Source organism: Vibrio sp. N418 (genome assembly GCF_000222565.1).
Classification (GTDB): domain Bacteria; phylum Pseudomonadota; class Gammaproteobacteria; order Enterobacterales; family Vibrionaceae; genus Vibrio; species Vibrio scophthalmi.
Genome location: NZ_AFWD01000040.1, coordinates 39,801 through 63,867, shown reverse-complemented (window position 1 = coordinate 63,867; position 24,067 = coordinate 39,801). Strand labels below are relative to the sequence as shown.

At 45.1% G+C, this 24,067-nt stretch carries 22 protein-coding genes; 4 read left to right on the top strand and 18 right to left on the bottom strand.

Going from position 1 to position 24,067, the window contains the following annotated elements:
• Positions 1-3 precede the first annotated feature (3 nt).
• The 17 genes from RH86_RS07905 to RH86_RS07825 all read right to left on the bottom strand — a co-directional run bounded on the left by RH86_RS07905 (position 4) and on the right by RH86_RS07825 (position 15,818).
• A complete protein-coding gene (locus RH86_RS07905; protein WP_009385834.1) occupies positions 4-438 on the bottom strand; it encodes a hypothetical protein in 435 nt (144 codons plus the stop codon).
• Positions 428-1,189: a type II secretion system protein J gene (locus tag RH86_RS07900; protein ID WP_009385833.1), complete on the bottom strand. Its 762-nt coding sequence runs from the start codon at positions 1,187-1,189 to the stop codon at positions 428-430. The genes RH86_RS07905 and RH86_RS07900 overlap by 11 nt, the downstream gene beginning before the upstream one ends.
• A complete protein-coding gene (locus RH86_RS07895; RefSeq protein WP_009385832.1) occupies positions 1,189-1,743 on the bottom strand; it encodes a prepilin-type N-terminal cleavage/methylation domain-containing protein in 555 nt (184 codons plus the stop codon). The genes RH86_RS07900 and RH86_RS07895 overlap by 1 nt, the downstream gene beginning before the upstream one ends.
• A complete protein-coding gene (locus tag RH86_RS07890; protein WP_009385831.1) occupies positions 1,743-2,210 on the bottom strand; it encodes a prepilin-type N-terminal cleavage/methylation domain-containing protein in 468 nt (155 codons plus the stop codon). Before RH86_RS07890 ends, RH86_RS07895 begins: the two co-directional genes overlap by 1 nt.
• Positions 2,211-2,340: 130 nt before the next feature.
• A complete protein-coding gene (locus RH86_RS07885) occupies positions 2,341-2,811 on the bottom strand; it encodes a prepilin-type N-terminal cleavage/methylation domain-containing protein (RefSeq protein ID WP_009385830.1) in 471 nt (156 codons plus the stop codon).
• Between the two features lie 36 nt (positions 2,812-2,847).
• On the bottom strand, positions 2,848-3,423 hold the full coding sequence (locus RH86_RS07880) for a prepilin-type N-terminal cleavage/methylation domain-containing protein (protein WP_038219440.1): 576 nt from the start codon (positions 3,421-3,423) through the stop codon (positions 2,848-2,850).
• 79 nt (positions 3,424-3,502) lie between these two features.
• On the bottom strand, positions 3,503-3,982 hold the full coding sequence (locus RH86_RS07875; protein WP_009385828.1) for a hypothetical protein: 480 nt from the start codon (positions 3,980-3,982) through the stop codon (positions 3,503-3,505).
• The gene (locus RH86_RS07870) at positions 3,966-5,186 is read right to left on the bottom strand and encodes a type II secretion system F family protein (protein WP_009385827.1); all 1,221 of its coding nucleotides are present in this window, start codon (positions 5,184-5,186) and stop codon (positions 3,966-3,968) included. Before RH86_RS07870 ends, RH86_RS07875 begins: the two co-directional genes overlap by 17 nt.
• Positions 5,187-5,194: 8 nt before the next feature.
• Positions 5,195-6,919 (bottom strand): GspE/PulE family protein, encoded by a 1,725-nt coding sequence (locus RH86_RS07865; protein WP_009385826.1) that lies wholly within the window; start codon positions 6,917-6,919, stop codon positions 5,195-5,197.
• The gene (locus tag RH86_RS07860) at positions 6,909-8,168 is read right to left on the bottom strand and encodes a tetratricopeptide repeat protein (RefSeq protein WP_009385825.1); all 1,260 of its coding nucleotides are present in this window, start codon (positions 8,166-8,168) and stop codon (positions 6,909-6,911) included. Before RH86_RS07860 ends, RH86_RS07865 begins: the two co-directional genes overlap by 11 nt.
• Positions 8,169-8,171: 3 nt before the next feature.
• The gene (locus tag RH86_RS07855) at positions 8,172-9,011 is read right to left on the bottom strand and encodes an ExeA family protein (RefSeq protein ID WP_009385824.1); all 840 of its coding nucleotides are present in this window, start codon (positions 9,009-9,011) and stop codon (positions 8,172-8,174) included.
• A 6-nt stretch (positions 9,012-9,017) separates the two neighbouring features.
• Positions 9,018-10,658, bottom strand: a complete 1,641-nt coding sequence (gene mshL / locus RH86_RS07850) for a pilus (MSHA type) biogenesis protein MshL (protein ID WP_009385823.1) — start codon at positions 10,656-10,658, stop codon at positions 9,018-9,020.
• A 15-nt stretch (positions 10,659-10,673) separates the two neighbouring features.
• Complete coding sequence (locus tag RH86_RS07845) at positions 10,674-10,997, bottom strand: hypothetical protein (RefSeq protein WP_038219438.1); 324 nt, start codon at positions 10,995-10,997, stop codon at positions 10,674-10,676.
• Positions 10,998-11,004: 7 nt separating this feature from the next.
• Positions 11,005-11,655, bottom strand: coding sequence for a type 4a pilus biogenesis protein PilO (gene pilO, locus RH86_RS07840; RefSeq protein WP_009385821.1), 651 nt, complete (start codon positions 11,653-11,655; stop codon positions 11,005-11,007).
• Positions 11,652-13,094 carry a hypothetical protein gene (locus RH86_RS07835; RefSeq protein WP_009385820.1) on the bottom strand — a complete coding sequence of 481 codons (1,443 nt, stop codon included), beginning with the start codon at positions 13,092-13,094 and terminating at the stop codon, positions 11,652-11,654. Before RH86_RS07835 ends, pilO begins: the two co-directional genes overlap by 4 nt.
• A 7-nt stretch (positions 13,095-13,101) precedes the next feature.
• Positions 13,102-15,108 carry an RNase E specificity factor CsrD gene (csrD, locus tag RH86_RS07830; RefSeq protein WP_009385819.1) on the bottom strand — a complete coding sequence of 669 codons (2,007 nt, stop codon included), beginning with the start codon at positions 15,106-15,108 and terminating at the stop codon, positions 13,102-13,104.
• A gap of 170 nt (positions 15,109-15,278) precedes the next feature.
• Positions 15,279-15,818 carry a single-stranded DNA-binding protein gene (locus RH86_RS07825; protein WP_005593087.1) on the bottom strand — a complete coding sequence of 180 codons (540 nt, stop codon included), beginning with the start codon at positions 15,816-15,818 and terminating at the stop codon, positions 15,279-15,281.
• Between the two features lie 298 nt (positions 15,819-16,116).
• Here RH86_RS07825 and RH86_RS07820 point away from each other — a divergent pair, with 298 nt between their 5' ends.
• The 4 genes from RH86_RS07820 to RH86_RS07805 all read left to right on the top strand — a co-directional run bounded on the left by RH86_RS07820 (position 16,117) and on the right by RH86_RS07805 (position 22,710).
• Positions 16,117-16,764 (top strand): LuxR C-terminal-related transcriptional regulator, encoded by a 648-nt coding sequence (locus RH86_RS07820; protein ID WP_005593085.1) that lies wholly within the window; start codon positions 16,117-16,119, stop codon positions 16,762-16,764.
• Between the two features lie 118 nt (positions 16,765-16,882).
• Entirely contained in the window at positions 16,883-17,755 is an 873-nt protein-coding gene (galU, locus tag RH86_RS07815; RefSeq protein WP_009385818.1) for a UTP--glucose-1-phosphate uridylyltransferase GalU, read from the top strand.
• 183 nt (positions 17,756-17,938) lie between these two features.
• A complete protein-coding gene (gene uvrA, locus RH86_RS07810; protein WP_009385817.1) occupies positions 17,939-20,761 on the top strand; it encodes an excinuclease ABC subunit UvrA in 2,823 nt (940 codons plus the stop codon).
• A gap of 179 nt (positions 20,762-20,940) precedes the next feature.
• On the top strand, positions 20,941-22,710 hold the full coding sequence (locus RH86_RS07805; RefSeq protein WP_009385816.1) for a PglL family O-oligosaccharyltransferase: 1,770 nt from the start codon (positions 20,941-20,943) through the stop codon (positions 22,708-22,710).
• A 79-nt stretch (positions 22,711-22,789) separates the two neighbouring features.
• Here RH86_RS07805 and RH86_RS07800 read toward each other — a convergent pair whose 3' ends face one another.
• A complete protein-coding gene (locus RH86_RS07800; protein ID WP_009385815.1) occupies positions 22,790-23,911 on the bottom strand; it encodes a pyridoxal-phosphate-dependent aminotransferase family protein in 1,122 nt (373 codons plus the stop codon).
• Positions 23,912-24,067: the final 156 nt, after the last annotated feature.

Here is a 24,067-nt window from a genome sequence, read left to right as displayed (position 1 = left end):
GGCTTATTCCCTCACCCAAATTTCTTCCGCTCGTTCCACTACACTTTTGCCTGAGCCACAGCTCACACGAGCAACCAACCTAAAGTAATCGACTTGCGCCAACCTACCTGCAGGTGTACAGCTTGCCTCTACAAGTGCGCAGTTCTGTGCGCTAATAAACTTATCATCAACATCAACCAGAGCAGAAACATCGAGCGTGGCACAATGAGTTGCAATCGCACTACTTTCACTCTGCAAGGGATAAATTATCGTTAAGGCATCTTCATTGACTGATTGTGCTAACAACCACGCCTGCGTACCTAGCACTTCTTTGGTTTGAGTGTCAGCATTAGACCACTGAATTCGGCTCAAGGTAGTGGCTAAAAAGCCCATCACGACCAAGACGAAAATCACCACAATGTATAAACTTCCACTTTGCCTGCGTTGATTAAGGAACATTGAGCACCTGCACATCTTGTTGGAATCGAGTTGATTCATCGTTTTGCGTAAAGTTTAAGTCGATATGCACCACACCATTATGCTGTACCGTTGCTGGTGTGTAACTGAGTGTACCCGTCACTAGTGCCGAGTCATGATCCGTTAAAGGTTGAGTGGTTAACGGCAAACTGCCATCCCCCTCACCACGGACAACGCGATCACCGATAATGCAATAGGAAATCTGTCGATTTATATCGGTGATATATTGGCGTTGGCTAACGGAGCCCCCCACCAAATCCTTCGCTCGATCAGGCAAAGAAAAAGTAGAACCCGCCGCACCGGAACTGGCATGTTCAACCATAGTGGTCAAGGGAAAGCTATTGGTTAGAACAGCCAGGTTTTGTCCAGCAGCTAAGCTTTGAGAAGGGTGAATCAGTAAATATTTATCTTTTAAGGTCGCCACACTGGCATCAGGATCACCGACAATAAAATTAATGTCGCCACCTGATACAACATAAAATCCAGAGTCAACGATCGGGTAGAAAGAAAAACAATTGCCTCCAGAGATAAAAATGTTCGGTACGGCATGGCGAACTTCACGTGTCATTTTTTCTAATACAAATTTCGCTTGAGTCTGCAGTCTTTGGCGATCCACGCTATCAGCATAGCCTGTCACGCCTAACTCGATAAAACCAGCAATGCCAAGTACCAAAATGCTACTCACCAACAAAGTGAGAACCATCTCAATTAAAGTAAATCCACGGCGAAACATCAGTAATTCCCCCGATAAGCAATAAACTCAAGTGCCGGCTGCTGGCCAGCTTTTATCTCTAGAGTGATCTGTTTGAGCATTTTATCTGGCGTATTAACAAAGTAATTGACCGCAATATTGACCTCGAAATTATGATAAGCGCTCTCCTCTCCAGCGGAAATCAAATCATAGAGGTTGTTAGGACAACTGCTTGTCACTGCAGATGTCGTCCAACAGCCGATAAAATCATCGACATCGTTAAACGTTGATGGTATTTCACCATCTGGCCCCAACGATGATGAAGCTCCCGAGATACCGCTGCATAGCTCTGAGTCAGTATCACTAGAAGAGCACCGAACAACACCACCTAATTGCGTACTATGCTGATCAAAGCTGCGCGCTAGAATCTGCGTCATCAAGCCATGACCGAGCGCAGAGGCTCGCGACTGATAATGAAAATCAGCAGAACGAGTAAATTGAGGGACTAAAAAGCTGGTAATAGTGACCATGGCAATCGCCATCACGACCATTACAACAATGCTTTCTATTAAGGTAAAACCATGAGATGTCTTCATTAGAAACACCCCGAGGTAGAAATCAGGCCATTAGGGCAAACAGAAACAACAGCGCGACTATTGCTGGCTTGAATTGTAATCGCGACCCCAGCACTAGCACTGCCTTGTGGGTTGCCCAGCAAATCAAACTCAATAGCATTAATGTTGGGGGTAGCTGAGAAGCTCACACTGTCATCACTGACCCAATCACTACGACTGTCACTGGGACTCGTACAGGACTGTTTTGAGCCAATACAAGACGAAGATATTGATAGCACAAAACTATCATTTAAAGCACTGGTATTGGATTGCATGCGATTAAGCTGCACTTGACGGGCAACCGAGATGACAGAATCTTGAATGGCGAATGCAGAAAAACTGCCCACGCCGATATAACGGCTAGCAGCATACGCAGAAATGATGGCCAATAGGATGATCACGACGATCAATTCGACCAAGGTAAACCCCAATCCTTTGCGAGTTTTCATTCAACCTTCGTCAATCAGAAATAAACTTTAGCAGTATACCGTAAGGGATTAAAAATGCGGTGATTTTACGGAAACTTTGAGAGCGGCGTAAAAAAGGCCAGCTAGACTGGCCTTTTAAAATTAAAACTGCTTAATTACAGTCTACAACAGCAATTGTTGGTTCAGCGTCCGTAGTCAGCATTGTATAACGCACAAAACAATTCGTTGCATTTGTCGCATCATCACCAGCAAATGTATAACTAATTACACCAGTAGCACTAGAAACCACATCCCAATCACCATCAGCATCAGCTAAACCTACAACAGCACGACCGATACCAGTTTGAGATGCTTCTGGGTAGCCGTTAACAGTATCAATATCTGCTTGACCGGCTGCTCCAGAAATAGATGAATCAGTTTCACCTTCAACACCATTAATAGCTGCGCGACCGTAAACAATACCCGTTGCACCAGCCATTGCTCCTTTTAGACCTTCTAGTGACGCATTACGTGCATCGCCTTGTAGGTTAAGAAAACGTGGTGCTGCAGTGACTGCTAGAATACCTAGAATAACAATCACCACCACTAGTTCGATAAGGGTGAAACCACCTTGTCTTTTCATAGTATCAATCTCTCTATTTTAAAATTATTAGCAGTACTACTGCAGGGTTACGGTCACACGACCGGTTTTGATTTCATACTCAAATTGATGTGCAGTGCCGCCTTCTCGCTGGATATAAATACAAGAGTCGCCAGAGTCACCCGCTTGAGCGGAATACTTAATGTTTTTATTAGCTTCAGCATTTTGAACAGTATCAACTTGAGGAGGATTCTGAAGCAAGTTCTCCATCAATAATATGCAGGTTGATTCTGATACATTGGTCGGAAAATCTGTATTTCCGTCCTTAACCGTAATTGGGTAACCATCGCGGAAGCCTGTCTCTTTACCATCAGCAGATTCTGAGCGAGTTAACCAAAAATCGACGCCATCGTAATTAACGAAGTTTTGCTTTTGATTATTTTCAGTAATCGAAGGACGCGCTTCGGCTTCCCACTGCGCACGAGCAGAGAGAACACCTGTAGCAAAACCGCCCGCAACACCTTCAATGCTGGCTTTTTTCGCCTCATCGGTTACATCTAAAAAACGAGGTAATGCGGCAACCGCCAATAATCCGACTACAACAATCACCACGACAAGCTCAACTAATGAGAAACCAGTTTGTTTATTGTTCATAATCATCTCAACTCGCTTTTTGGTATGGCGTATTATACGCTTTTTTTGTAACAAAGTAACTCAACGAGCGTCAAAAAACTTATTCTGACGAAAAGCTGACGCTTACGCTAAACTTATTATTCTTTAGTTCGACATATATCGCATGTTCATTGCTATATGAATAGTGACATGCAAAAGCTAACGCACTTGAATTATCGGTAATTTTCGTAGGTAAAGATTCTAAAACCTTCCTTTCAGGGTAAAGTACCTCCAACCAATAGCGACAGTCGGTTTTATGTGGCGTTTTCTGCGGAATAACCCAACCATTATGAGTAAAAGACAATGAGTCACCTTCAATACTCAACCGCTTTGGCTGACCCGACAATAGCCACTGCTGCTTATAATAATTAGCTCTTTCCAATATACGCTTACTCGCAACCACTAATGCCGTATCACTGGCCTCTCGCTCCACTTTTTTCCATGCTATCGTAAAAGTCAGCAAGATAACCAACAAAACCACCAACCAAATCACCCATCTGGAACGTTCAAGATTGGCGAGTAAATTACCCTTTGATGGCATCCAGCATTCCCCACATAGGCAAAAAGATACCCAGCGCCAAAATCAAAACCATACCGGCGACAACAACCAACAATAGTGGCTCAATACGCGCGGTGAGCGTTTTTAAGTCGTAGTCGACTTCTCGATCGTAAAAGTCGGCTACTTCAATCAATAGCTCATCAATACGCCCGGTCTCTTCACCCACAGAGAGCATCTGAATCACCAGTGGCGTAAAGATCCCCGTCGCAATCGCTGTATTAGAGATGGAGCCACCCGCTTCTATGGATGATTTCATTTCCATTAGACGCGCTTCTAAGTATTTATTCCCTAAAGCTTCAGCAGATAATGACAACGACTGGTTTAACGGCACACCCGCTTGTAACATCAAAGCAAAGGTACGCGAAAAACGCGCTAACTGCGCTCGGTTAACCACCCCACCCACGACGGGCATTCTCAGGCGGATCTTATCCCACTTCTCACGTCCTTCTGCGGTCTGTAGCCAAGTGCGAAAAGCGAATAAACCACCAAAGATCATCGCGACCATCAGTGCCCAGTAATTAACGAAAAAATCCGAGGTTGCAATTAAAATACGCGTAGGAAGAGGAAGATCAACGCCAAAGCGACTAAACATACTCGTAAACTGCGGGATCACTTTGACGTTCAAAATGAACATCGCCAATAAAATAAAGCTAATCACAAAGGTTGGATAACGCATCGCGGTTTTGATTCGCTTACGGGTTTCTAACTCTTGCTCGTAATAATTGGCCAATTGCAGTAATGCGTCATCCAAGCGACCCGTATTTTCACCGACGCTGAGCATGGAGACAAACAGAGGGCTAAAAACTTCTGGATGCATTTGCATGGATGCTGAAAGGCTACGCCCATTGGTTAGCTCATTGGTGACCTCTTCCAAGGCCTCTTTGAGCTGCTTATTGGAACAGTTTTGCGTCAACCCTTTCATCGCGCGCATCAGTGGCACGCCAGCTTTGGTCAAGCTGTACATCTGGCGACAGAAGATCACCAAAATATCCAGTGGTACTGCAGGGGTAAGCAGGGCTTTTAAATCGATATTAAACCCTGACGCTTTTTTGCCTTCACGCAGCTGTGTCGGAATGACCCCTTTTGCCATCAACGCTTCGGCAGCCAACTCCGCCGTACCCGCATCAATATTACCCGACACTTTATTGCCGTCGAGAGTACGTCCTTGATAATGAAACTGTGCCATAGCGTTCCCTACAAGTAGATAGCTTGAACGCTACCTGTTGAGTCACCTTCACCAAGGTTCATGACCTCGTCAAAGCTCACCACACCTTGCAGCGCCAATTCCATTGCCGAAGCAAGTAACGGTTTATAGTTTTCGGAACGACGGGCAATTTGCGCAAAGCCTACGGCGTCATTAGCGCGCAGAGCATCCATCATATCTTGCTCTAATTCTAGAATTTCAAACACACCAATTCGGCCACGATAGCCAGTTAAGTTACAGTTCTGACAACCTCGGCCACGAACAAACTTAGCCTCAACTTGATTTGGGAAACGTTGCATCAACCACTGACGCGCCCCATCATCAACATGATGGTCAGTTTTACAATCAGGACAGACTTTACGTACTAGACGCTGTGCGACGACGGCACGAACCGCACTCGCGACTAGGTATCCTGGAGCGCCCATATCCATCATACGCAGTGCGCTATCAACGGCATCGTTGGTGTGCAGTGTACTTAACACTAGGTGACCAGTTAGTGCCGCACGCAAACCAATCTCAACCGTTTCTTGATCACGCATCTCACCAATCAGGATGATATCGGGATCTTGACGCAAGAACGTACGCAGTATGGTGGAGAAGTTTAAATTAATCTTGCTGTTCACCTGCACTTGGTTAATACGAGGCAGACGATATTCAACCGGATCTTCCGCGGTAATGATCTTCTTACCCGGCTCATTCAATTCACTCAAAGCACCATATAAGGTCGTGGTTTTACCTGAGCCAGTAGGGCCAGTAACCAAAATCATACCGTGTGGTCGACGCAGTTGGCGACGTAAGCGCTCAAGCAACGCCGGCGGCAAACCTGATTCATCGAGGTTACGCACCCCAGACGATTGATTAAGGAGACGCATCACCACCGACTCACCGTATTGCACCGGCATGGTCGACATACGAATATCAACTGACTGGCCTTTGGCTTTAATATTAAAGCGACCATCCTGTGGCAGACGTTTCTCGGAGATGTCTAAGTTCGCCATCAATTTAAGGCGCAATACCAATGCCGGCGCGACATTAACCTCATTCAGCAGGGTTTCATGCAACACACCATCAATACGTTGACGCAGGCGAAGTACATTGGAATCCGGTTCAATATGGATATCCGACGCTCCAACTTGAATCGCATCTTCAAACAATGAGTTGATCAGTTTTACCACTGTCACTTCATCGCTGTCTTCATCTTCAATACTGAAATCAAACGCATCGGTCACTTGATGCTCAGCTTGCAACTGCTCAGCAAATGATGCGATTTCTTTGGTACGGCGGTAGTAGCGATCAAAGCCATCAACCAGTTGATTCTCTGGTGCGATAACAAATTCAATCGAATATTGAGGTAATTGAGAAAGCAGCGACTCTTGAGCAAACAAGTCCGCAGGATCACTCATTGCAACTCGTAAGGTATCCAAGTTACGACCGATCACCAACGCCCTTAGTCGACGAGCATGCACCTCTGGCAGCAGCTGCACCGCATCAACATCGACGTTCATACGGCTAAGATCAATCAAAGGCAAATCAAGCTGTTGCGAGAGGAATGTTAGCATCTGCTTCTCGCTCAAAAAGCCGAGATCAATCAGAGTTGCCCCCAATTTACGCCCAGTCGCCTTCTGTGCTGCCAGTGCTTGCTCTACTTGATGCTCACTAATAATGCCTTCTTCAACCAGCAAGTCACCGAGGCGTTTACGTAACTTAATCTGCACTTGGCTGCTCCTCTAATCGGTTTAACACACTCAAACGGTCACGAATGAACTGCTGAGATTGGCTAGAGACACCCACTTTAGTCAGTGCCTGCTGGTAAGCTTGCTTAGCACCTTGCAACTCGAACGCTCTCTCTTGCTGAATCGCATAGCCAAGCCACCAGCGGCCGTTTTCCGGCTCAATAGTGACTAATTGTTGATAGCTTTCCAATGCCAATTGGTCTTGATTATTCTTTTGTGCTAATGCTGCACGCAGTGATAAGTAATCACGGCTTGGATTGGCAGGCAAATAAACCAATGGGGTTAATGCCGCCGCGTTTTGTTGCTCTTTAAGCAATAATTTCGACAGCGCCAAACGAACGTTCATATCATCGTTATCGATCGCAATGCCTTTTTGCAGCAGATCAACCGCCTTACGCGCATCCCCTTTGCCATAATACAAAGCCGCTAATGTTTGACGGACTTTACTATCTCGTGGGGTATAACGTAGTGCATCATTATATTGTGCAATTGCCTCAGCCAAATTATTGGCATCAAGTGCTTTTTTAGCCCGCTCTTGAGCCTTAAATGAAAGTTGCGTTGGCGTTAATTCCACTTGCTCAACAACGATTGCACCTTCCTCAACAAAATGTTCAGCCGCCGAACGTTTCAATTGTTCTGGACTGTTTTTGGCCAACGATAGCGGCTGTTCATTCAGCGATGTTTCACTCATGACGTGATTATCGAGTGACTGCTCAGAGACATCCGCAAGTGGCGCGGTAATGGTATTGGACTGGACGATGGGTGATTCAACCTCAGGAGCTCGCAGATTTTTTTCAGCAACCACTGACGCTTGGCCCGCTTTTAACTTCACTTCCGCTCGCGGCGCATCATGGATAGCAGCCGGATTAGTCTCGGCTGGCTCACTCACTGCCGCGACTTCAACCTTCACCGGAGCGCTATAAATCGCCTCACTCGCTTGCGTTACTTTAGCGGTTGGCGAAGGCACATTGGTGATCGCATCAAGCGCCGCAGTAGAAAGCGGAGCTTGCTGAGTAATCGGTTCGGATGAACTAGTCAGTGCAGTTTGCTCAATTGGAGCTTGTAAGGAAATTGCCCAGCCACCAACCGCTAAACTCAAACTGAAACCACCAATCAACCACGGCAACCTTGGTTTTTGCTTAATCGTTTGAACCTGAACTCTCTCGATATCGTTAATCGACGTCGTTTGCGACTTTGATAACTCAGATAGCGCGTTATTAATCGCACTCATGCTCTAACTCCAACCCCAACACATTGGGTTTTTATACTTTGGCTTACAAGCATCGAACGTATCATGCGCTGCTGCATGTAAGTGTGAATGTTTAATCGTGCTCGCGCCTTGACTGCTCGCCAGCAGCAAGCTTTTATGACAAAGCTGGTTTATCAAGCGAGGTATCCCTCGACTGGCACGCCAGAGCGCCTTTTTTTGACTCAGAGAGAAAACCTCATAACAGCCACCCGCCTTTTCAATACGGGTCGTAATGTAGGTAACCGTCTCTTCAATCGAAAGTGGCCTGAGTTTAGCGCTAAACGTAATGCGTTGACGAAACTGTCTTAAATGATGCTGCTCAAGCCTTTCATCCAACTCAGGCTGACCAAACAAAACGATTTGTAATAGCTTTTGTCGTTCCGTTTCTAAATTGCCAAATAAGCGCAAGACTTCTAATGCATCATCACTGAGCGCTTGCGCCTCATCAACCAAAACGACCACTTGCTTGCCCGCTTTGGTTAACTCAATCAAGCGATGTTGGATATCATCCACGATCGAAGCCGCATTCTGGCTATGAACCAGTAACTCTGCCGCTACAGACTGGCGCAATTCATGACCTGATAATACTGGGTTCGGCAAATAGACCAATTGGATATGGGGCTCAAAATGATTGACCAACATGCGGCAAACCATGGTTTTGCCGGTCCCCACTTCACCCGTCACTTTAATCACCCCTTCCCCCATATTAAGCGCGGCATTGACCGTTTGAATCGCTTCATAATGAGGCGCTAACCCCAAAAACAACTCAGTATTTGGGGTCAAATGAAAAGGCAACTGGTTAAAACCAAAATGCTCTAAATACATAGCGAATTACTGCTGTTGGTCTGGGAACCACTCTTGTAACAAATCACGTGAGCGTTCCAACTCTTTTTGCCACGTATTGACACCAACAACCGTCGGTTTAAGCAAAATAACCAGCTCTGTTTTTTGTTGCAGCTGTGATGTATTGCGGAACAAATACCCCAAGCCAGGGATGTCTCCTAAGAATGGAACTTTCGACGTTTGATCAATGCTGTTCGACTTCATCAAACCACCAATCACCACCACATCACCATCTTGTGCGCGGATCACTGAATCTGATTCGCGAATTGAACTTTGAGCTAATGGCAGTGTTAAGCTATTGGCACCAAAGCCAATCTCTTTGACTTGCTCTTTGACATCAATCACTGCCGGGTGAACATGCAGTAGTACATTACCTTGATCGTCAATTTGCGGTGTCACATCCAATGAGATACCAGAGAAAAATGGTGTCAATTCCACCTCTGGTGAAGGCTCTGAATTATCCGCAGTACCAACAACACTCGAAAAATCAGTTACATAGTACTCATCTGTACCAACCTTAATCACCGCTTTTTGGTTATTTGATGCTGTAACACGCGGGCTGGAAAGCACATTTAGATCGCCTTGAGTCGCCATAAAATTCAGCACTGCGTCAAAGCTACCACTGGAAATAACCAGATTGGTTTGCCCACCCAATAAAGTACCGATTGCATCCAAACCCGGTAGAATTTGCGGCAAAATATTACCATTAGGATCTTTAACTATCGTACCTTGTCCGATCGAGTAATCGGTACCATTTGAAGTAAAAGCTTTATTCCAGTTGATCCCTTGCTGATAACCATCACTCAAAGTCACTTCCAAAATTTTTGCTTCTAAAATCACTTGGCGATGCATACGCTGCTGAGAAATGCCTAAAAACTCACGGACTTGGCGGATTTCATCCGGGAAAGCACGTACGGTAATCACACTTGCTTGCGGCGTCACGACAACTGACTGACCTTTACCGCTACCTATAAGTTGATCAACAGCCTGTTCTAATTGCGGCCAGAAATCACTTTCACTGGTAGTTTCAATTTCAGTACCGCCTTTTGAGGTACTGGTACTAGAAGATGAAGACGAAGATGAATCGGAATCACTCGATGAACCGCTGTCGGTATTAGTAATCGTACCGGTAGTGATCGAGGTTAATGAGCGGCCTGAGCGTTTAAATTGCAAATAGTCGACCGGAATCGTCACCGTACGTAGACCCGCAGGGTAAACCTGAATGACTTTACCGGTTTTTTGAATGTCGTAGCCATACATATCGCTGACGACAGACAAAACCTCATCCAAAGTAACATCAGACAAGTTCACCGTGATCTTGCCCGTCACATCGGGGTGAATCGCGACGCTAAACTCAGTGCCTTTCACCAAGCTAGTGAAGAATGCCCGAGCGTCAACACCGCTGGCTTTAATTCGGAAACGCTTAACCGTCTCACTGCTACTGAGACTATCGCTATCTAGCTCCGGCATTAGGTCTGCTTCAACAGACGCAGGCAACTCTTGCAGCGCGCGACCATTGGACTCATTGATAGCTTCATTTAAAGCGTTTTTAGCCTCGATAGGGTCGCGATGCCCCATAGAACAGCCAACTAACGAAGCAATGGTGATTGCTAAAACGAGTTTACGCATACGATCTCATTAACCTTATTGTTTTACTTCTAGAGGAAACAGCTCCAGTTTCCACTGTTTACTGCCTCGAGCGACGGTGACGTAATCCGCTCTCACTTGTTTCACTTGGAAACCATTGATTCGTTCACCTTGCGCCAGTGCTTGGCCATTTAGAATCGCGATACACTCTTTTTCACCTTGGCAAACAATGCTCTGTAAGTTAGGTACGCGATATTGTGTAACTTTTTTTGCTTGTGTACTTTTTGCCGCGGGCTGCCAATTCAGCGGAGCCGTTGGATCTTGCGATGCAACGGCGCATGACGCCATGGCCAATGAAGACAAACTCAGCATAGCAATCAATAACTTACTACCCACCGATAAACTCCTGTCTTGTACCTAGCGTGTAGACTTCTAAGACCAATTTCGCCTGAGGATAATCTTCCACTTGATAGCTAAAATTACGCCAATAGTAATTCACCGGTAGCGACTCTAATGTTTCTAAATAGCTCAAAATGGCAAAGTAGTTTCCGGTTAACTCCAGTCGCACTGGGTGAACGTAATAACCGTCATAATTCTCTGTCGCTTGACCATTTACAATCGGCTCTGCCTTTAATGACTCGAGTGACACTAAGTGCAATCCTTTTGTGCCAGCCAATACGTCTTCAAGCAGTTTGGCCATTTGACTTGGCGAAATCAGATCTTCAAAAACTTTCGCCAATTGCTCAGAGAGCATTTGGCTTTCAGTGAATAATCTTTTGTACTCAATATTGATCGCTTGGTCAGGATCTTTTTTGAGTTTGGCGGTAATCGCGAGGATTTCACCTTCCAATCGTAAATTACTCTGTTCAGAGGACATGATTTGCTGGCGTAATGATTGATTTGATTTAAACGTTGGCTCAACCAACAACACATACCCGCCCAAAACAATACCGACCCAACTGCACAAAGCGATCAGCCACTTTTCTCGCGCACTTAAGTTAGCAAACTTTTCAGTCATGTTTAGCCAATGCGCTTTCATTGCTCGGCTTCCTCTTTGGTATGCAGTTCAAACGTCAGGATATTCTGCTCATTACGACCGATTTTCAGTTTTTCAAACGAACGCCCCACTAGGTTAAGCTCGCCTTTAAATTGATTGACCCAGTTAGGAATAGCTTGAGGATCTCTCGCCAACCCTTTGATATCCAAAGTGTCGTCATCCATATGGATGTAGTTAATCGAAATATCGTTACGTCCTAATTGCGCTAATGACGCCATAATGCCGGAATAACCCGCTTGTTGCGCGCCATCATACTTAGATACCGCATTCAGCGAATCACGTTTGGAAAGAATATCTTCTTTTAGACGCTCGACAGCATGAACCTTCTCTGGCGATGGACGGTGCTTAGCCAGTCGCTGGTTTAAACTCGTCAATTGCTGATTAAATTCTTTCTCTTGAGATTTCACCACGCTCAAATCTTGAGTTAGTTGTGCGTGCTGCCATGCGTTGTAGCCGTACGCAGAGCACATCACTACCATCAACAAGGCGCTCGCTAATGCAACGTTATTAAGCGTAAAGTGGTCAACTTTAGGTTGCAGATGCGCTGGATATAGATTGATCCCTGCATCGTAGTTTTGTGAGATGAACTGAGTCAGTAACGCGCCAGATTCTAAACCGGTGTCTGTCAACGGCGCCACACTCACACTGAGTCGTTCATCCAGCGCTTTCGCTAGCTCGCCATTGTCTTCATCATCACAGCACACCTTCATGCGGTGCAAGGTTGCACCGCGCATCTGCGATGATAAGTAATCAATCGAACGCTGCAGTTCTAGTGCGACACTATCCAGCTGAAAACTGGCACTCGCCACACCGGTTAATGGTGCGGTAACACCACGAATGGTGCGCTGAAACACACAGCGGTTATCGACAAAAGCACTGACTTTGTATGCGCCATTTTGGCTACGTTGAAGTAAGACAAAGCGTTCCGTATCAGTTGCGACACGGCCCCAAACATCATCCTCAACCAGAATATGCCCTAGCTTTAAGTTTACTTGAGCGAGAGACTCTGCCAATCCCAACACCATCGATTTCGGTACCACGTACACTTGTAGCTTATTGCTACTTGGTAACGGCATCGCATCGGCAATGATCTCGGTAATTTTTTCGCTGATGAGATCTTTGAGTAAAAACGGTAACGTTAAGCTCAGTTCTTCTTGAGGAACATTTGGTTTTTCTATTTGGTAGTTTTGATAAAGGCTTGAGTTAAGTACGACGTCGATAGCGGTATCGGCGACCTGTCCTTTAACTAAAGTATTAACTAATACTTTTTGCCAATCGGCACCTTCTGTAGAGACTCGCTTCGGTAATATCGCGGCATCAAATTCAGAAAAATAGATCGCGCTCGGTTGGACAACTACCCTCAGACAGTTTCCCGAACGCGTACCAGAGCTAAACTTTTCAATTAAAGATTGAATATTCATCTACAACTTAACTTCTTCGCCAACGGTTACGTCGTCCAACTTGTACATTGGATTTGGACTGTATGATGTGCTCAGTTTGCTGTTCAGGAAGCATCTGTTGTTCCGCGGAAAAATAACGGCCTTGAACACCTTGAACACCAAGCTCTAAAATTGTTTTGTATTCTTGCTTTTGGTCGACACCGACCGCAATGACTTGAGTTTTTAATCCTTTACAGGCACCCAAGAGACTACGTACAAACAACTGATTTTCATGTCGTTGATCGATTTGTTTAATCAAGCTGCGATGCAACTTCAAATAATCAATCGATAAATCTTTTAAATAATGAGTACTTACGATGGATCGACCTGCTTGCCCGACAACCACTTTACAACCTAAACCGGTTAACATCTTGATCACAGGTCGCATATAGTCAATATGTTTCACTAAACGCGCTTCGGCGAACTCAAAATAGAGCTGATGTCTCGATTCTGTTGGTAATTGCAGCAGCTCATCCCTAAACCAACGAAAGTATTTACGATCAGAAAAGGGACTAACATGAAGGTTTACAGAATAACATAAACTATTTTTTGACGCCTTCAAAAATCTGGCGATCGATAAAAAAACTGAGCGATCTAAAAGACTTTCGTAACCGACCGACTCAATTGCAGAGTTAAAACGTGACGCCTTAATCAATCCTTTTTCAGGGTCATTAATACGCACAAACAGCTCATAATGGTTCAACTCTGGCTCTTGTTGCGTATTCAACAAATAACAAGGTTGAGAAAACAGATATATTTTTTCTGGGGTTAACACTTTATCAAACAGAGTTCGCCAACGAACGCTACCCCGTTCATCTTGTTGGTCAGAAAGTTTATTAAAACGACTCCAAGTATTAACCTGTTGAATATGAGCGCTTTTTAGCGCAGTTTCTACTTCATCCATGATCTTCCCTTGACGCTCCCCTTCTTGAAACATACTGACGCCAATATGGCACCAATTGTCTTCATCGAGAGGCATGGGCAAATCCAGTTTATTCAATTGCTTTAAACAATTGATGGCGATACTAGAGACTTCTTTACTACTTAAGTTAGGGGCAAAGATGGCAAAATCAGCATTATAGTAACGCGATAAAATCACATCAGGGTAACGCAGAATAATATTATTGATTGCTTCACCGACCGCAACAATAAAGTCATTCGCCTGCTGTTTACCACACTCTTCTTCGATTTGCTCCCACTCATCAATACGCAAAAGCAATACGCCACCACGGGCGCCACTTTCAGACAATGCCGATTCCAACTTACTATCAAATAGCACCCGATTAGCCGTACCGGTTAATTGATCAAGAAAGGTTTGCGTGCGTATGAAGGTGTCAAAACGACTGCGTTCTTGCCGAGCGTCTTGTAACTCTTCAATTAATCTATCTAACGCTTCACTGGCAGTATAAGGCCATTCATTACTATCACCCTTGGCAAACTCTTCGACTCGTCCGGCCAAGATCATCCGGCCGCGCTCTTCAAGTAATTCTGATCCGAGCAACTGTAACTTGAGCCATTTGACCCCTTGCATTAAGCCAAAAATAATCAGCAATACCGCGACAGTAATTGACCATAACGCCTGTATTGAATAGCCATAACCAAGATAGGGAGGGATCGCCACAAAACGAATGGTATAACCATTATTGCGTTCAAGCTGATAATCCACTCGATAAAGCAATGAAGGATCAAACGTATTGGACGTGTCTTTATAGCGGTAGATTACGCCCGATTGCGATGAAAGCTCCATTTCAACGATATTGGACGCTTGCAGCATTTTCGGCATCCAGCGCTGCATAGAATAGGCCGCATCAGGGTCTTCCATTTCTTTATCCACCACTTCAACGATTCCATTGAGGGAGTGGTCTAGATATTCATGGCCTAAACTGCGAAAAGATAAGGTTCCCCCAAGAAAGAGGATAAACATCGCGCAAATCACGATCATGGTGACAAAAGCCACCAAGCGAGTGCTCAATTTTAAGGTAGGCGTATACCTCATAAATAATGAATTCCCTTCACCTTGAGAGTGTCATCTATACAGAATGAGAGCCCACATAATACGTTAAAAGCTATCACCTAGCACGAGAACTCCCGATCCTTAGGAGCTAAAGTAAAACTCACTATATAAAAAAGCCGCGATAATCGCGGCTTTTTTTCAGTTTGGATAGATTAAAACGGGATGTCGTCGTCAAAATCCATTGGTGGCTCATTATATTGAGGCTGTTGTTGCTGAGGTTGCTGCTGTTGTGGCTGATGCGATTGCTGCTGCATTGCAGGTTGTTGTGGCTGACCCCAACCTTGCTGTGGTTGCTGTTGCTGCTGAGGTTGACCACCCATTGGTGCACCTTGACCGCCTTGACGACCGCCTAGCATTTGCATCACACCATTAAAGCCTTGTACCACAACTTCCGTTGTGTACTGATCTTGGCCTTGTTGGTTTTGCCATTTACGCGTTTGCAGTTGACCTTCAATGTAAACTTGAGAGCCTTTGCGTAGGTACTCACCGGCCACTTCTGCTAATTTTCCAAACAGAGCAACACGGTGCCACTCTGTTTTTTCACGCTGTTCACCGGTAGCTTTATCACGCCATGACTCAGAAGTAGCCACAGTAATATTTGCTACTGCACCGCCACTAGGCATGTAACGGACTTCAGGATCTGCGCCCAAGTTACCGACCAAGATTACTTTGTTTACTCCACGGCTAGCCATGTTTCGCTCCGTCTAGATAGAATTTCTTAAATTTGATAGCGCATAAGAATAACACCCTAGTTACGCCACAAACAACTCTTGATGTCCTACCACTAAACAACTTTTCGGTTACTCGTCTCAGAATTCAATACTTACTCATCTTCTCCTCGCCCATTTTCAATGAGATAAAGATAAATCACTTATCAAATATGAAACAAGATGCAATTGTTATTGACCACCAATCGCTCTTTCAAGGCAAATGAGACAGGATAGATTAAAAATAACTAATAAATACAAACCTTAACGACGAGAAAATCCTATGGCTAAGAACATCTACACTAGAACCATCTATTTCCTATGTGAAAATAAACACGCTCACTATCCAATTGTAGATCGTATTGAAGCAACCCTCGGCTTACCGATACCGCGTATGGAACCGCAAGACTGTATGCTCGCCATGCAGCAACACAAACATAAAATTCTGCTGATCGACCATAACAACTACCAGACGTTAAATAGCACCATTCGCAACTTGCCGTTATCGAATAAAATATTTGAAACGATTATTTTTAATGTCGAGAGACGCCTCACGACTGACGAGCTACTCAGCTTTGGTAATTTAAAAGCGCTTTTTTATCGCAACGATGACCTCAATGACGTTGCATTTGGCTGTGGTGAAGTGATCAATAGCCATAATTGGCTGCCAAGAAAAGTCGCCGCACAACTATTACATTACTATCGCCATATCTTTGATAGCCAAACCTCACCAGCCACCGTTGACCTAACCACCCGTGAGATCCAGATTTTACGCAGCTTAAAAACTGGCGCATCGAATAATCAAATTGCAGAAGACCTCTTTATTAGTGAATTTACCGTCAAGTCCCATCTATACCAAATCTTCAAAAAACTCTCGGTAAAGAATCGAGTGCAAGCAACCTCTTGGGCAAAACAGCACTTAATGTCTTAAAAATAAAGCAAGTGCTAAAAAATCAACTTTTGCACCACAGGAGTGATTATCTGATGGTAAAAGCGTGCTATCTTGTCGCCAACTTACTAAATACATCAGTTAGATAAAGGGTTTTATCATGATTAAAAAATGCCTATTTCCAGCGGCTGGTTATGGCACGCGTTTTCTTCCAGCTACCAAATCAATGCCAAAAGAGATGATGCCAGTGGTGAATAAACCATTGATTGAATACGGTGTAGAAGAAGCGATCCAAGCAGGTATGGACGGCATGTGTATTGTTACTGGCCGTGGCAAACATTCAATCATGGATCACTTTGATAAAAACTATGAGCTAGAACATCAGATTAGCGGCACCAATAAAGAAGAACTTTTGGTGGATATTCGCGACATCATTGATTCAGCGACCTTCACTTACACCCGTCAGCGCGAAATGAAAGGCTTAGGTCATGCAATTTTGACTGGTCGTGAGTTAATTGGTGATGAACCTTTTGCTGTTGTACTAGCCGATGACCTTTGCGTTAATGAACAAGAAGGCGTGCTAGCACAAATGGTGACACTGTTTAAACAGTTCCGTTGCTCAATCGTGGCAGTACAAGAAGTTCCTGAAAATGAAACGCACAAATACGGCGTGATCTCGGGTGAGATGATCAAAGATGACATCTACCGTGTGGATGACATGGTGGAAAAACCAGAAGCAGGTACGGCGCCAAGCAATCTTGCGATTATCGGCCGCTACATCTTAACGCCTGATATTTTTGAGCTGATTGAAAACACGGAACCAGGCAAAGGTGGCGAGATTCAAATTACTGATGCGCTACTAAAACAAGCGAAATCTGGTTGTGTTTTAGCATACAAATTTAAAGGTCAACGTTTTGACTGTGGTAGTGTTGAAGGCTACATCGAAGCAACCAACTACTGCTTTGAGAACATGTACCTCAAAGACAGTCAGAAAACAGAGCTTGGTAAGCAAACGACCGCAAAACAAGCTTAAGTTACTCGCATTTAATCTTTATTTATTCAAGGCAGCCTTCATGGCTGCCTTTTTGTTACTGTTTTTTTATCCAGTATCTTCTTTGAACATTTCTTCCGCTGTGCAATACTAAGGCAAACTGCGTATAACAATACGCCATCAGTTTAGCCATTCTTAGTATTCTTCCCATATAGAGCGATAACAATGGATAAGATAGAAGTTCGCGGAGCCCGCACTCACAATCTCAAAAATATCAATCTCACTATCCCGCGCGATAAACTTACGGTGATTACGGGTTTATCCGGCTCTGGGAAGTCCTCGCTAGCCTTTGATACTCTTTATGCAGAGGGCCAACGTCGCTATGTTGAATCCCTCTCGGCCTATGCGCGTCAATTTCTCTCATTGATGGAAAAGCCCGATGTCGACCATATTGAAGGACTCTCGCCGGCGATTTCTATCGAACAAAAGTCCACTTCGCACAACCCACGTTCGACGGTCGGCACCATTACCGAAGTGTACGATTATCTGCGCTTGCTTTACGCCCGCGTTGGTGAGCCTCGCTGCCCGACGCACAAGGAACCTTTAACAGCGCAAACCATTTCTCAGATGGTTGATAAGGTACTAGAGCTACCGCAAGGCTCTAAAATGATGTTGCTTGCACCGATCGTAAAAGAGCGCAAAGGTGAGCATGTTAAGACATTAGAGAATTTAGCCGCGCAAGGTTTTATTCGTGCACGTATTGACGGTGATACCTGCGATTTAAGCGATCCTCCACCGCTAGAATTACATAAAAAACACACCATTGAAGTGGTGGTTGACCGCTTTAAAGTGCGTGACGACTTACAACAGCGCCTCGCAGAATCTTTTGAAACCACGCTAGAACTTTCGGGTGGTATTGCGATTGTCGCACCAATGGAAGGCGATGGTGAAGAAACCGTATTCTCTGCCAACTTTGCCTGCCCACATTGTGGCTATAGCATGCAAGAGCTTGAACCACGCCTGTTCTCGTTTAACAACCCCGCAGGTGCTTGTGGAACGTGTGATGGCCTAGGCGTACAACAATACTTTGATCCAGCACGAGTGATTCAAGATAAATCGTTAAGTCTTGCACAAGGTGCAATTCGTGGTTGGGATCAAAAGAACTATTACTACTTTCAAATGCTCAGCTCATTGGCTAAGCATTATGATTTTGATCTTCACCAGCCATTTAATCAGCTGCCAAAGAAAATCCAATCGGTGATTTTAACCGGTTCTGGCCGCACTGAAGTGGAATTTAACTACATCAATGATCGCGGTGATATTCGCGTTAAACGCCACCCATTTGAAGGTATTCTCAATACCTTAGAGCGTCGCTATCGTGATACGGAATCAAACTCGGTTCGTGAAGATCTGGCTAAATATATTGCCACCAAATGCTGCGCTAGCTGTGATGGCAGTCGCTTGCGTCTTGAAGCACGCAACGTCTTTATTGGTGATACCGCCTTACCTGAGATTGTCGAACTGAGCATTGCTGATGCGTTAACGTTCTTTGCCGAACTGAAATTGGAAGGGCAACGCGCTAAAATTGCGGAAAAGGTAATGAAAGAAATCAACGACCGACTAGAGTTTCTCGTCAATGTTGGTCTTAATTATCTTAATCTGTCACGCAGCGCAGAAACCCTCTCTGGCGGAGAAGCGCAACGTATTCGTCTGGCCAGTCAAATTGGTGCAGGCTTGGTTGGCGTGATGTATGTACTTGATGAACCCTCTATCGGCTTGCATCAACGTGATAATGAAAGACTACTCAAAACATTGGTGCATCTGCGCGATCTAGGCAATACCGTTTTGGTGGTTGAGCACGACGAAGATGCAATCCGCAGCGCTGATCACGTGATCGATATCGGTCCTGGCGCTGGGGTTCATGGTGGCCAAGTGGTCGCTCAAGGCACCATGGCTGACATTCTTGCCGAACCAGAATCACTAACCGGCCAATATTTATCGGGGGCGAAACAAATCGCTATCCCTCAAGTTCGAACACCGTTTGATAAGAAAAAGGTGGTCGAACTGATTGGCGCATCAGGCAACAACTTAAAAGACGTTAATCTAACGCTTCCGGTTGGCTTATTCAGCTGTATCACTGGCGTTTCAGGCTCAGGGAAGTCAACCTTAATCAATGATACCTTCTTTAAGATCGCTCACACCCAGTTAAACGGCGCAACCACTGCAGTCCCTGCGCCATTTCAGAAAATTAAAGGCTTAGAGCATTTCGATAAAGTAATCGATATCGACCAAAGCCCTATAGGCCGTACGCCACGCTCAAACCCAGCAACTTACACTGGTATTTTTACGCCAATCCGCGAACTGTTTTCCGGTACTCAAGAAGCACGTACCCGCGGTTATAAACCGGGTCGATTTAGCTTTAACGTGCGTGGTGGTCGATGTGAAGCGTGTCAGGGCGACGGGGTCATTAAGGTAGAAATGCATTTCTTACCCGATGTCTATGTGCCTTGTGATGCTTGTAAAGGTAAGCGCTACAACCGCGAAACGCTTGATGTACGTTACAAAGGGAAAAGTATTGATGAAGTACTAGAACTTACTGTTGAAGACGCGCGTCACTTTTTCGATCCCGTGCCGGTGATTGCACGCAAACTGCAAACCTTGATTGATGTGGGGCTTTCTTACATTCGTCTTGGCCAAGCGGCAACAACGCTATCTGGCGGTGAAGCACAACGCGTCAAACTGGCACGTGAATTGTCCAAGCGCGATACCGGTAAAACCTTGTACATCTTGGATGAGCCAACGACCGGCTTGCACTTCCACGATATTCAGCAACTGCTGACCGTACTCCATCGCTTACGTGACCATGGCAATACCGTTGTGGTCATCGAACATAATTTAGATGTGGTAAAAACCGCAGACTGGATTGTCGATTTAGGCCCAGAAGGTGGCCAAGGTGGTGGTGAAATTATTGCTCAAGGCACGCCGGAAGAGGTGGTCAAGGTCAAAGGCTCGCATACTGCGCACTTCCTCAAAGAGATATTAAAGTAATCTCGGTGAATGCTATTTGTGGCGGCATAAGTGATTTACCAAGCAGAGCGCTTATATTTCAAAGCCTTTGACTTGAATAAATAACCAACAACCGCTGCAAAAATTAGCTCAAAAGGTCAACAGCCCTTCGAAACCAGCGTATCATACGCTGGTTTTATTTTTGTAAAAGTGACTCCTATATGGCAACCCTACATGTAACCGGAACGCAACTTGAGCCTCAAGTACCAAGATTGCCACTCATCCGCCCATTTTTAGCCTCAATTGGGCTTATTTTCATTGTTGCCATGCACTTTTTTATGCCGAACCCTGGCGGATCAGGATTGGCTTTATCATTTAATGCCACCACTTGGATTGCTTTAGCATTAACCATTGCCATTGGCCTGTATCAAATTGGCACTGCGGGCGTAATTCGTTACAACAAGCTGACCATAGTGTTGTTTATTAGCTGCCTAATGCTAACAGCACCCGCTCTCTACCCTAATGCCGAATTCCTACTCGCGATTAATCGCTTAACTGGTCTTTGGTTCGGCTTTTTGCTATTTGTAACCTTGCAGCAGTTTCGTTTTAGCAATCGTCAGAAACAACGTCTGTTGTGGTTCATCGTGATTGCGGTTGCCATTCAAGCATTGCTCGGTTGGGTGCAATATTGGTTACTCGAACCGGGCAACTGGCTTGGTTACAACACAGTGCAAAATCGCCCTTATGGCATTTTCCAACAACCCAATGTAATGGCCAGCTTTCTAGCGACCGGCTTAGCTATTTCTGGCTACTTACTGGCTCGCCAACCAACCAAGTATCAACGTAAACTGAGTGATGTCAGCCTACTCTACATCATGCCAGCCCTAACCATTCCGCTATTGATTGTGTTAGCTTCGCGAACAGGCTGGTTAGGCGCCATTATCGCGGTTGCACTAGTGCTGCCATACCTTTATCGCTTTGCGACTCATAAACGTGTGATTGGTTGGTGCCTCTCGGCGGTGATCGGTGTGATGGCAGGTCTGGTTGGCCCAATGATGCAAACATCAGGCAGCGCAGATCTCATGGCGGCAAAAGCCAATTTAGAAAGCCCGCGCAGCTATATGTTCCCTCAGGCACTAGACATGTTCATTGAAAAGCCATTTACCGGTTATGGTTATGGTAATTTTGAAGCGGACTACATGCTCTACACCGCTCGCCAGCATCAGCTCAACCCTGACTACCATATTGGTTTACCAGCGCTAGATCATCCACATAACGAACTGTTGTATTGGGCAGTCGAAGGTGGGCTATTACCGATTTTGGCCATTTTCTTAGCAGCGATCTTTGTCTTGATTCGTATCTACCAATGTAAAAAAGGCACTCGACTGGCGATGTTTGGCTTACTGGTACCGATCGTACTGCACAGCCAACTGGAATACCCATTTTACCACTCGATGGTACACTGGCTAACGTTCATTATTCTATTATATTGGATCGATCAACGAGCAAACTCATATCGAGCCGCTGGTTTTAGTCGCATCACTCAAACCTTGTTGAGAGTAATGAGCCTAGTGGTACCGATTACAGTAAGTCTGTATATGCTCAGCTCATTACACACTAACTATGTGTTAACCCAATTTGAGAAATCGAGCCCTAAAAATCCAGATATCCTTAATAGTGTCAGCAACCCCATTGTCTGGAAAGATCGCTATGATTGGGATGTCTATAACACCTATCTCAATATTGGTTTGATGAGTCAAAATCCAGATTACATTCAACCTTATATTGATTGGTCTTTGCAGATCATTAAGCACAAGCCGCGTCCGGCTTTCTATAACAACCTAATCTTGGCCTATCAAGGCATTGAAGAGACACAGAAAGCCGAGCAGATTCGCAGCGAAGCAAAGTTTCTCTTCCCTGATCGAGACTTTGACAAGGTGCAATATATCGCTCCAGATATCGACGCACTAAAACCCTCCGCGGCTCAATAAAAAAGAGCGGCCTCAAGGCCGCCCTTATTCGTTCTTACCACTTTGGTATCTAGTGCTTTGTCTAACGCTCTGAACAAGATTATTGCGTGATGGATTCTTCTAACGCTCGCAGACACAACGCAATATTCTCTTCTCTTGCACCATATCCCATCAAACCTATGCGCCACGCTTTACCCGCCAAAGCACCAAGCCCGGCACCGACTTCGAGATTATAAGTCTGTAGCAAATGGCTACGCACCTTCGCTTCATCAATACCTTGTGGAACAAAAACCGCATTCAATTGTGGTAAGCGATACGCTTGTTCGACCACAAATTCAAAACCTAACTTTTCCAAACCCAATTTGAGCTTTTCATGCATCAATTGGTGACGATGCCAAGCATTCTCTAACCCTTCTCGTTGCAGAATCAGTAATGCTTCATGCAGCGCATATAAACTGTTTACGGGCGCCGTGTGGTGGTAACTCCGCTTACCTTCACCACTCCAATAGCCCAACACCAAGCTCTGATCAAGAAACCAACTCTGCACCGGTGTGGTACGAGCCTGTATTTTTGCAATCGCTTTGGCGGAAAAGGTCAATGGTGATAAGCCTGGCGCACAAGAAAGACATTTCTGGCTGCCTGAATAAACGGCATCTAACTGCCACTCATCCACTTTTAATGGCACGCCACCGAGTGAGGTTACGGCATCCACAATCGTCAGAGCACCATATTGCTTAGCTAGAGCTCCTAACGCTTGCGCATCTGAGAGCGCTCCTGTGGACGTTTCGGCATGCACAAAGGCAACGATCTTGGTATCCGGATGCTCCACCAGTGCTTGACGCACCTTGTCGATAGAGACTGGGCATCCCCACTCATCATCCACCACCACAACCTCGCCTCCAGCGCGGATCACATTTTCTCGCATCCGTTCGCCAAACACCCCATTGCGGCACACTATCACTTTATCGCCAGACTCAATTAAATTAACAAAACAGGCTTCCATACCCGCACTTCCCGGGGCCGAAAGCGCAATGGTAAACTCATTTTTAGTTTGAAAAGCGTATTTTAAGAGCTGCTTTAACTCATCCATCATGGCGATAAAAAGCGGATCTAAATGCCCAACGGTTGGGCGGCTCAACGCTTGCAATACTTGTGGCGAAATATCAGATGGCCCCGGCCCCATTAAGGTTCGGTGTGGTGGAATAAAGCTGGTAATCGTCATTGTCACTCCTTGCTGTATATCAGGATTAATCTCAAGCTAATTCACCATAGAACAATACCTTGCTAACAACAATTGGCCGTAAGTCTAGGTAGCAGCAATTTTGTTATATTTGTAAATTTTTAATTGACTTTGGTCACATAAAAACGTTCAATATTT

Bases quoted from the DNA above. Each gene is read 5' to 3' on its own strand.
- RH86_RS07905 (WP_009385834.1), bottom strand. From the start codon at position 438: ATGTTCCTTAATCAACGCAGGCAAAGTGGAAGTTTATACATTGTGGTG.
- RH86_RS07900 (WP_009385833.1), bottom strand. From the start codon at position 1,189: ATGTTTCGCCGTGGATTTACTTTAATTGAGATGGTTCTCACTTTGTTG.
- RH86_RS07895 (WP_009385832.1), bottom strand. From the start codon at position 1,743: ATGAAGACATCTCATGGTTTTACCTTAATAGAAAGCATTGTTGTAATG.
- RH86_RS07890 (WP_009385831.1), bottom strand. From the start codon at position 2,210: ATGAAAACTCGCAAAGGATTGGGGTTTACCTTGGTCGAATTGATCGTC.
- RH86_RS07885 (WP_009385830.1), bottom strand. From the start codon at position 2,811: ATGAAAAGACAAGGTGGTTTCACCCTTATCGAACTAGTGGTGGTGATT.
- RH86_RS07880 (WP_038219440.1), bottom strand. From the start codon at position 3,423: ATGAACAATAAACAAACTGGTTTCTCATTAGTTGAGCTTGTCGTGGTG.
- RH86_RS07875 (WP_009385828.1), bottom strand. From the start codon at position 3,982: ATGCCATCAAAGGGTAATTTACTCGCCAATCTTGAACGTTCCAGATGG.
- RH86_RS07870 (WP_009385827.1), bottom strand. From the start codon at position 5,186: ATGGCACAGTTTCATTATCAAGGACGTACTCTCGACGGCAATAAAGTG.
- RH86_RS07860 (WP_009385825.1), bottom strand. From the start codon at position 8,168: ATGAGTGCGATTAATAACGCGCTATCTGAGTTATCAAAGTCGCAAACG.
- RH86_RS07855 (WP_009385824.1), bottom strand. From the start codon at position 9,011: ATGTATTTAGAGCATTTTGGTTTTAACCAGTTGCCTTTTCATTTGACC.
- mshL (WP_009385823.1), bottom strand. From the start codon at position 10,658: ATGCGTAAACTCGTTTTAGCAATCACCATTGCTTCGTTAGTTGGCTGT.
- pilO (WP_009385821.1), bottom strand. From the start codon at position 11,655: ATGAAAGCGCATTGGCTAAACATGACTGAAAAGTTTGCTAACTTAAGT.
- RH86_RS07835 (WP_009385820.1), bottom strand. From the start codon at position 13,094: ATGAATATTCAATCTTTAATTGAAAAGTTTAGCTCTGGTACGCGTTCG.
- csrD (WP_009385819.1), bottom strand. From the start codon at position 15,108: ATGAGGTATACGCCTACCTTAAAATTGAGCACTCGCTTGGTGGCTTTT.
- RH86_RS07825 (WP_005593087.1), bottom strand. From the start codon at position 15,818: ATGGCTAGCCGTGGAGTAAACAAAGTAATCTTGGTCGGTAACTTGGGC.
- RH86_RS07820 (WP_005593085.1), top strand. From the start codon at position 16,117: ATGGCTAAGAACATCTACACTAGAACCATCTATTTCCTATGTGAAAAT.
- galU (WP_009385818.1), top strand. From the start codon at position 16,883: ATGATTAAAAAATGCCTATTTCCAGCGGCTGGTTATGGCACGCGTTTT.
- uvrA (WP_009385817.1), top strand. From the start codon at position 17,939: ATGGATAAGATAGAAGTTCGCGGAGCCCGCACTCACAATCTCAAAAAT.
- RH86_RS07805 (WP_009385816.1), top strand. From the start codon at position 20,941: ATGGCAACCCTACATGTAACCGGAACGCAACTTGAGCCTCAAGTACCA.
- RH86_RS07800 (WP_009385815.1), bottom strand. From the start codon at position 23,911: ATGACGATTACCAGCTTTATTCCACCACACCGAACCTTAATGGGGCCG.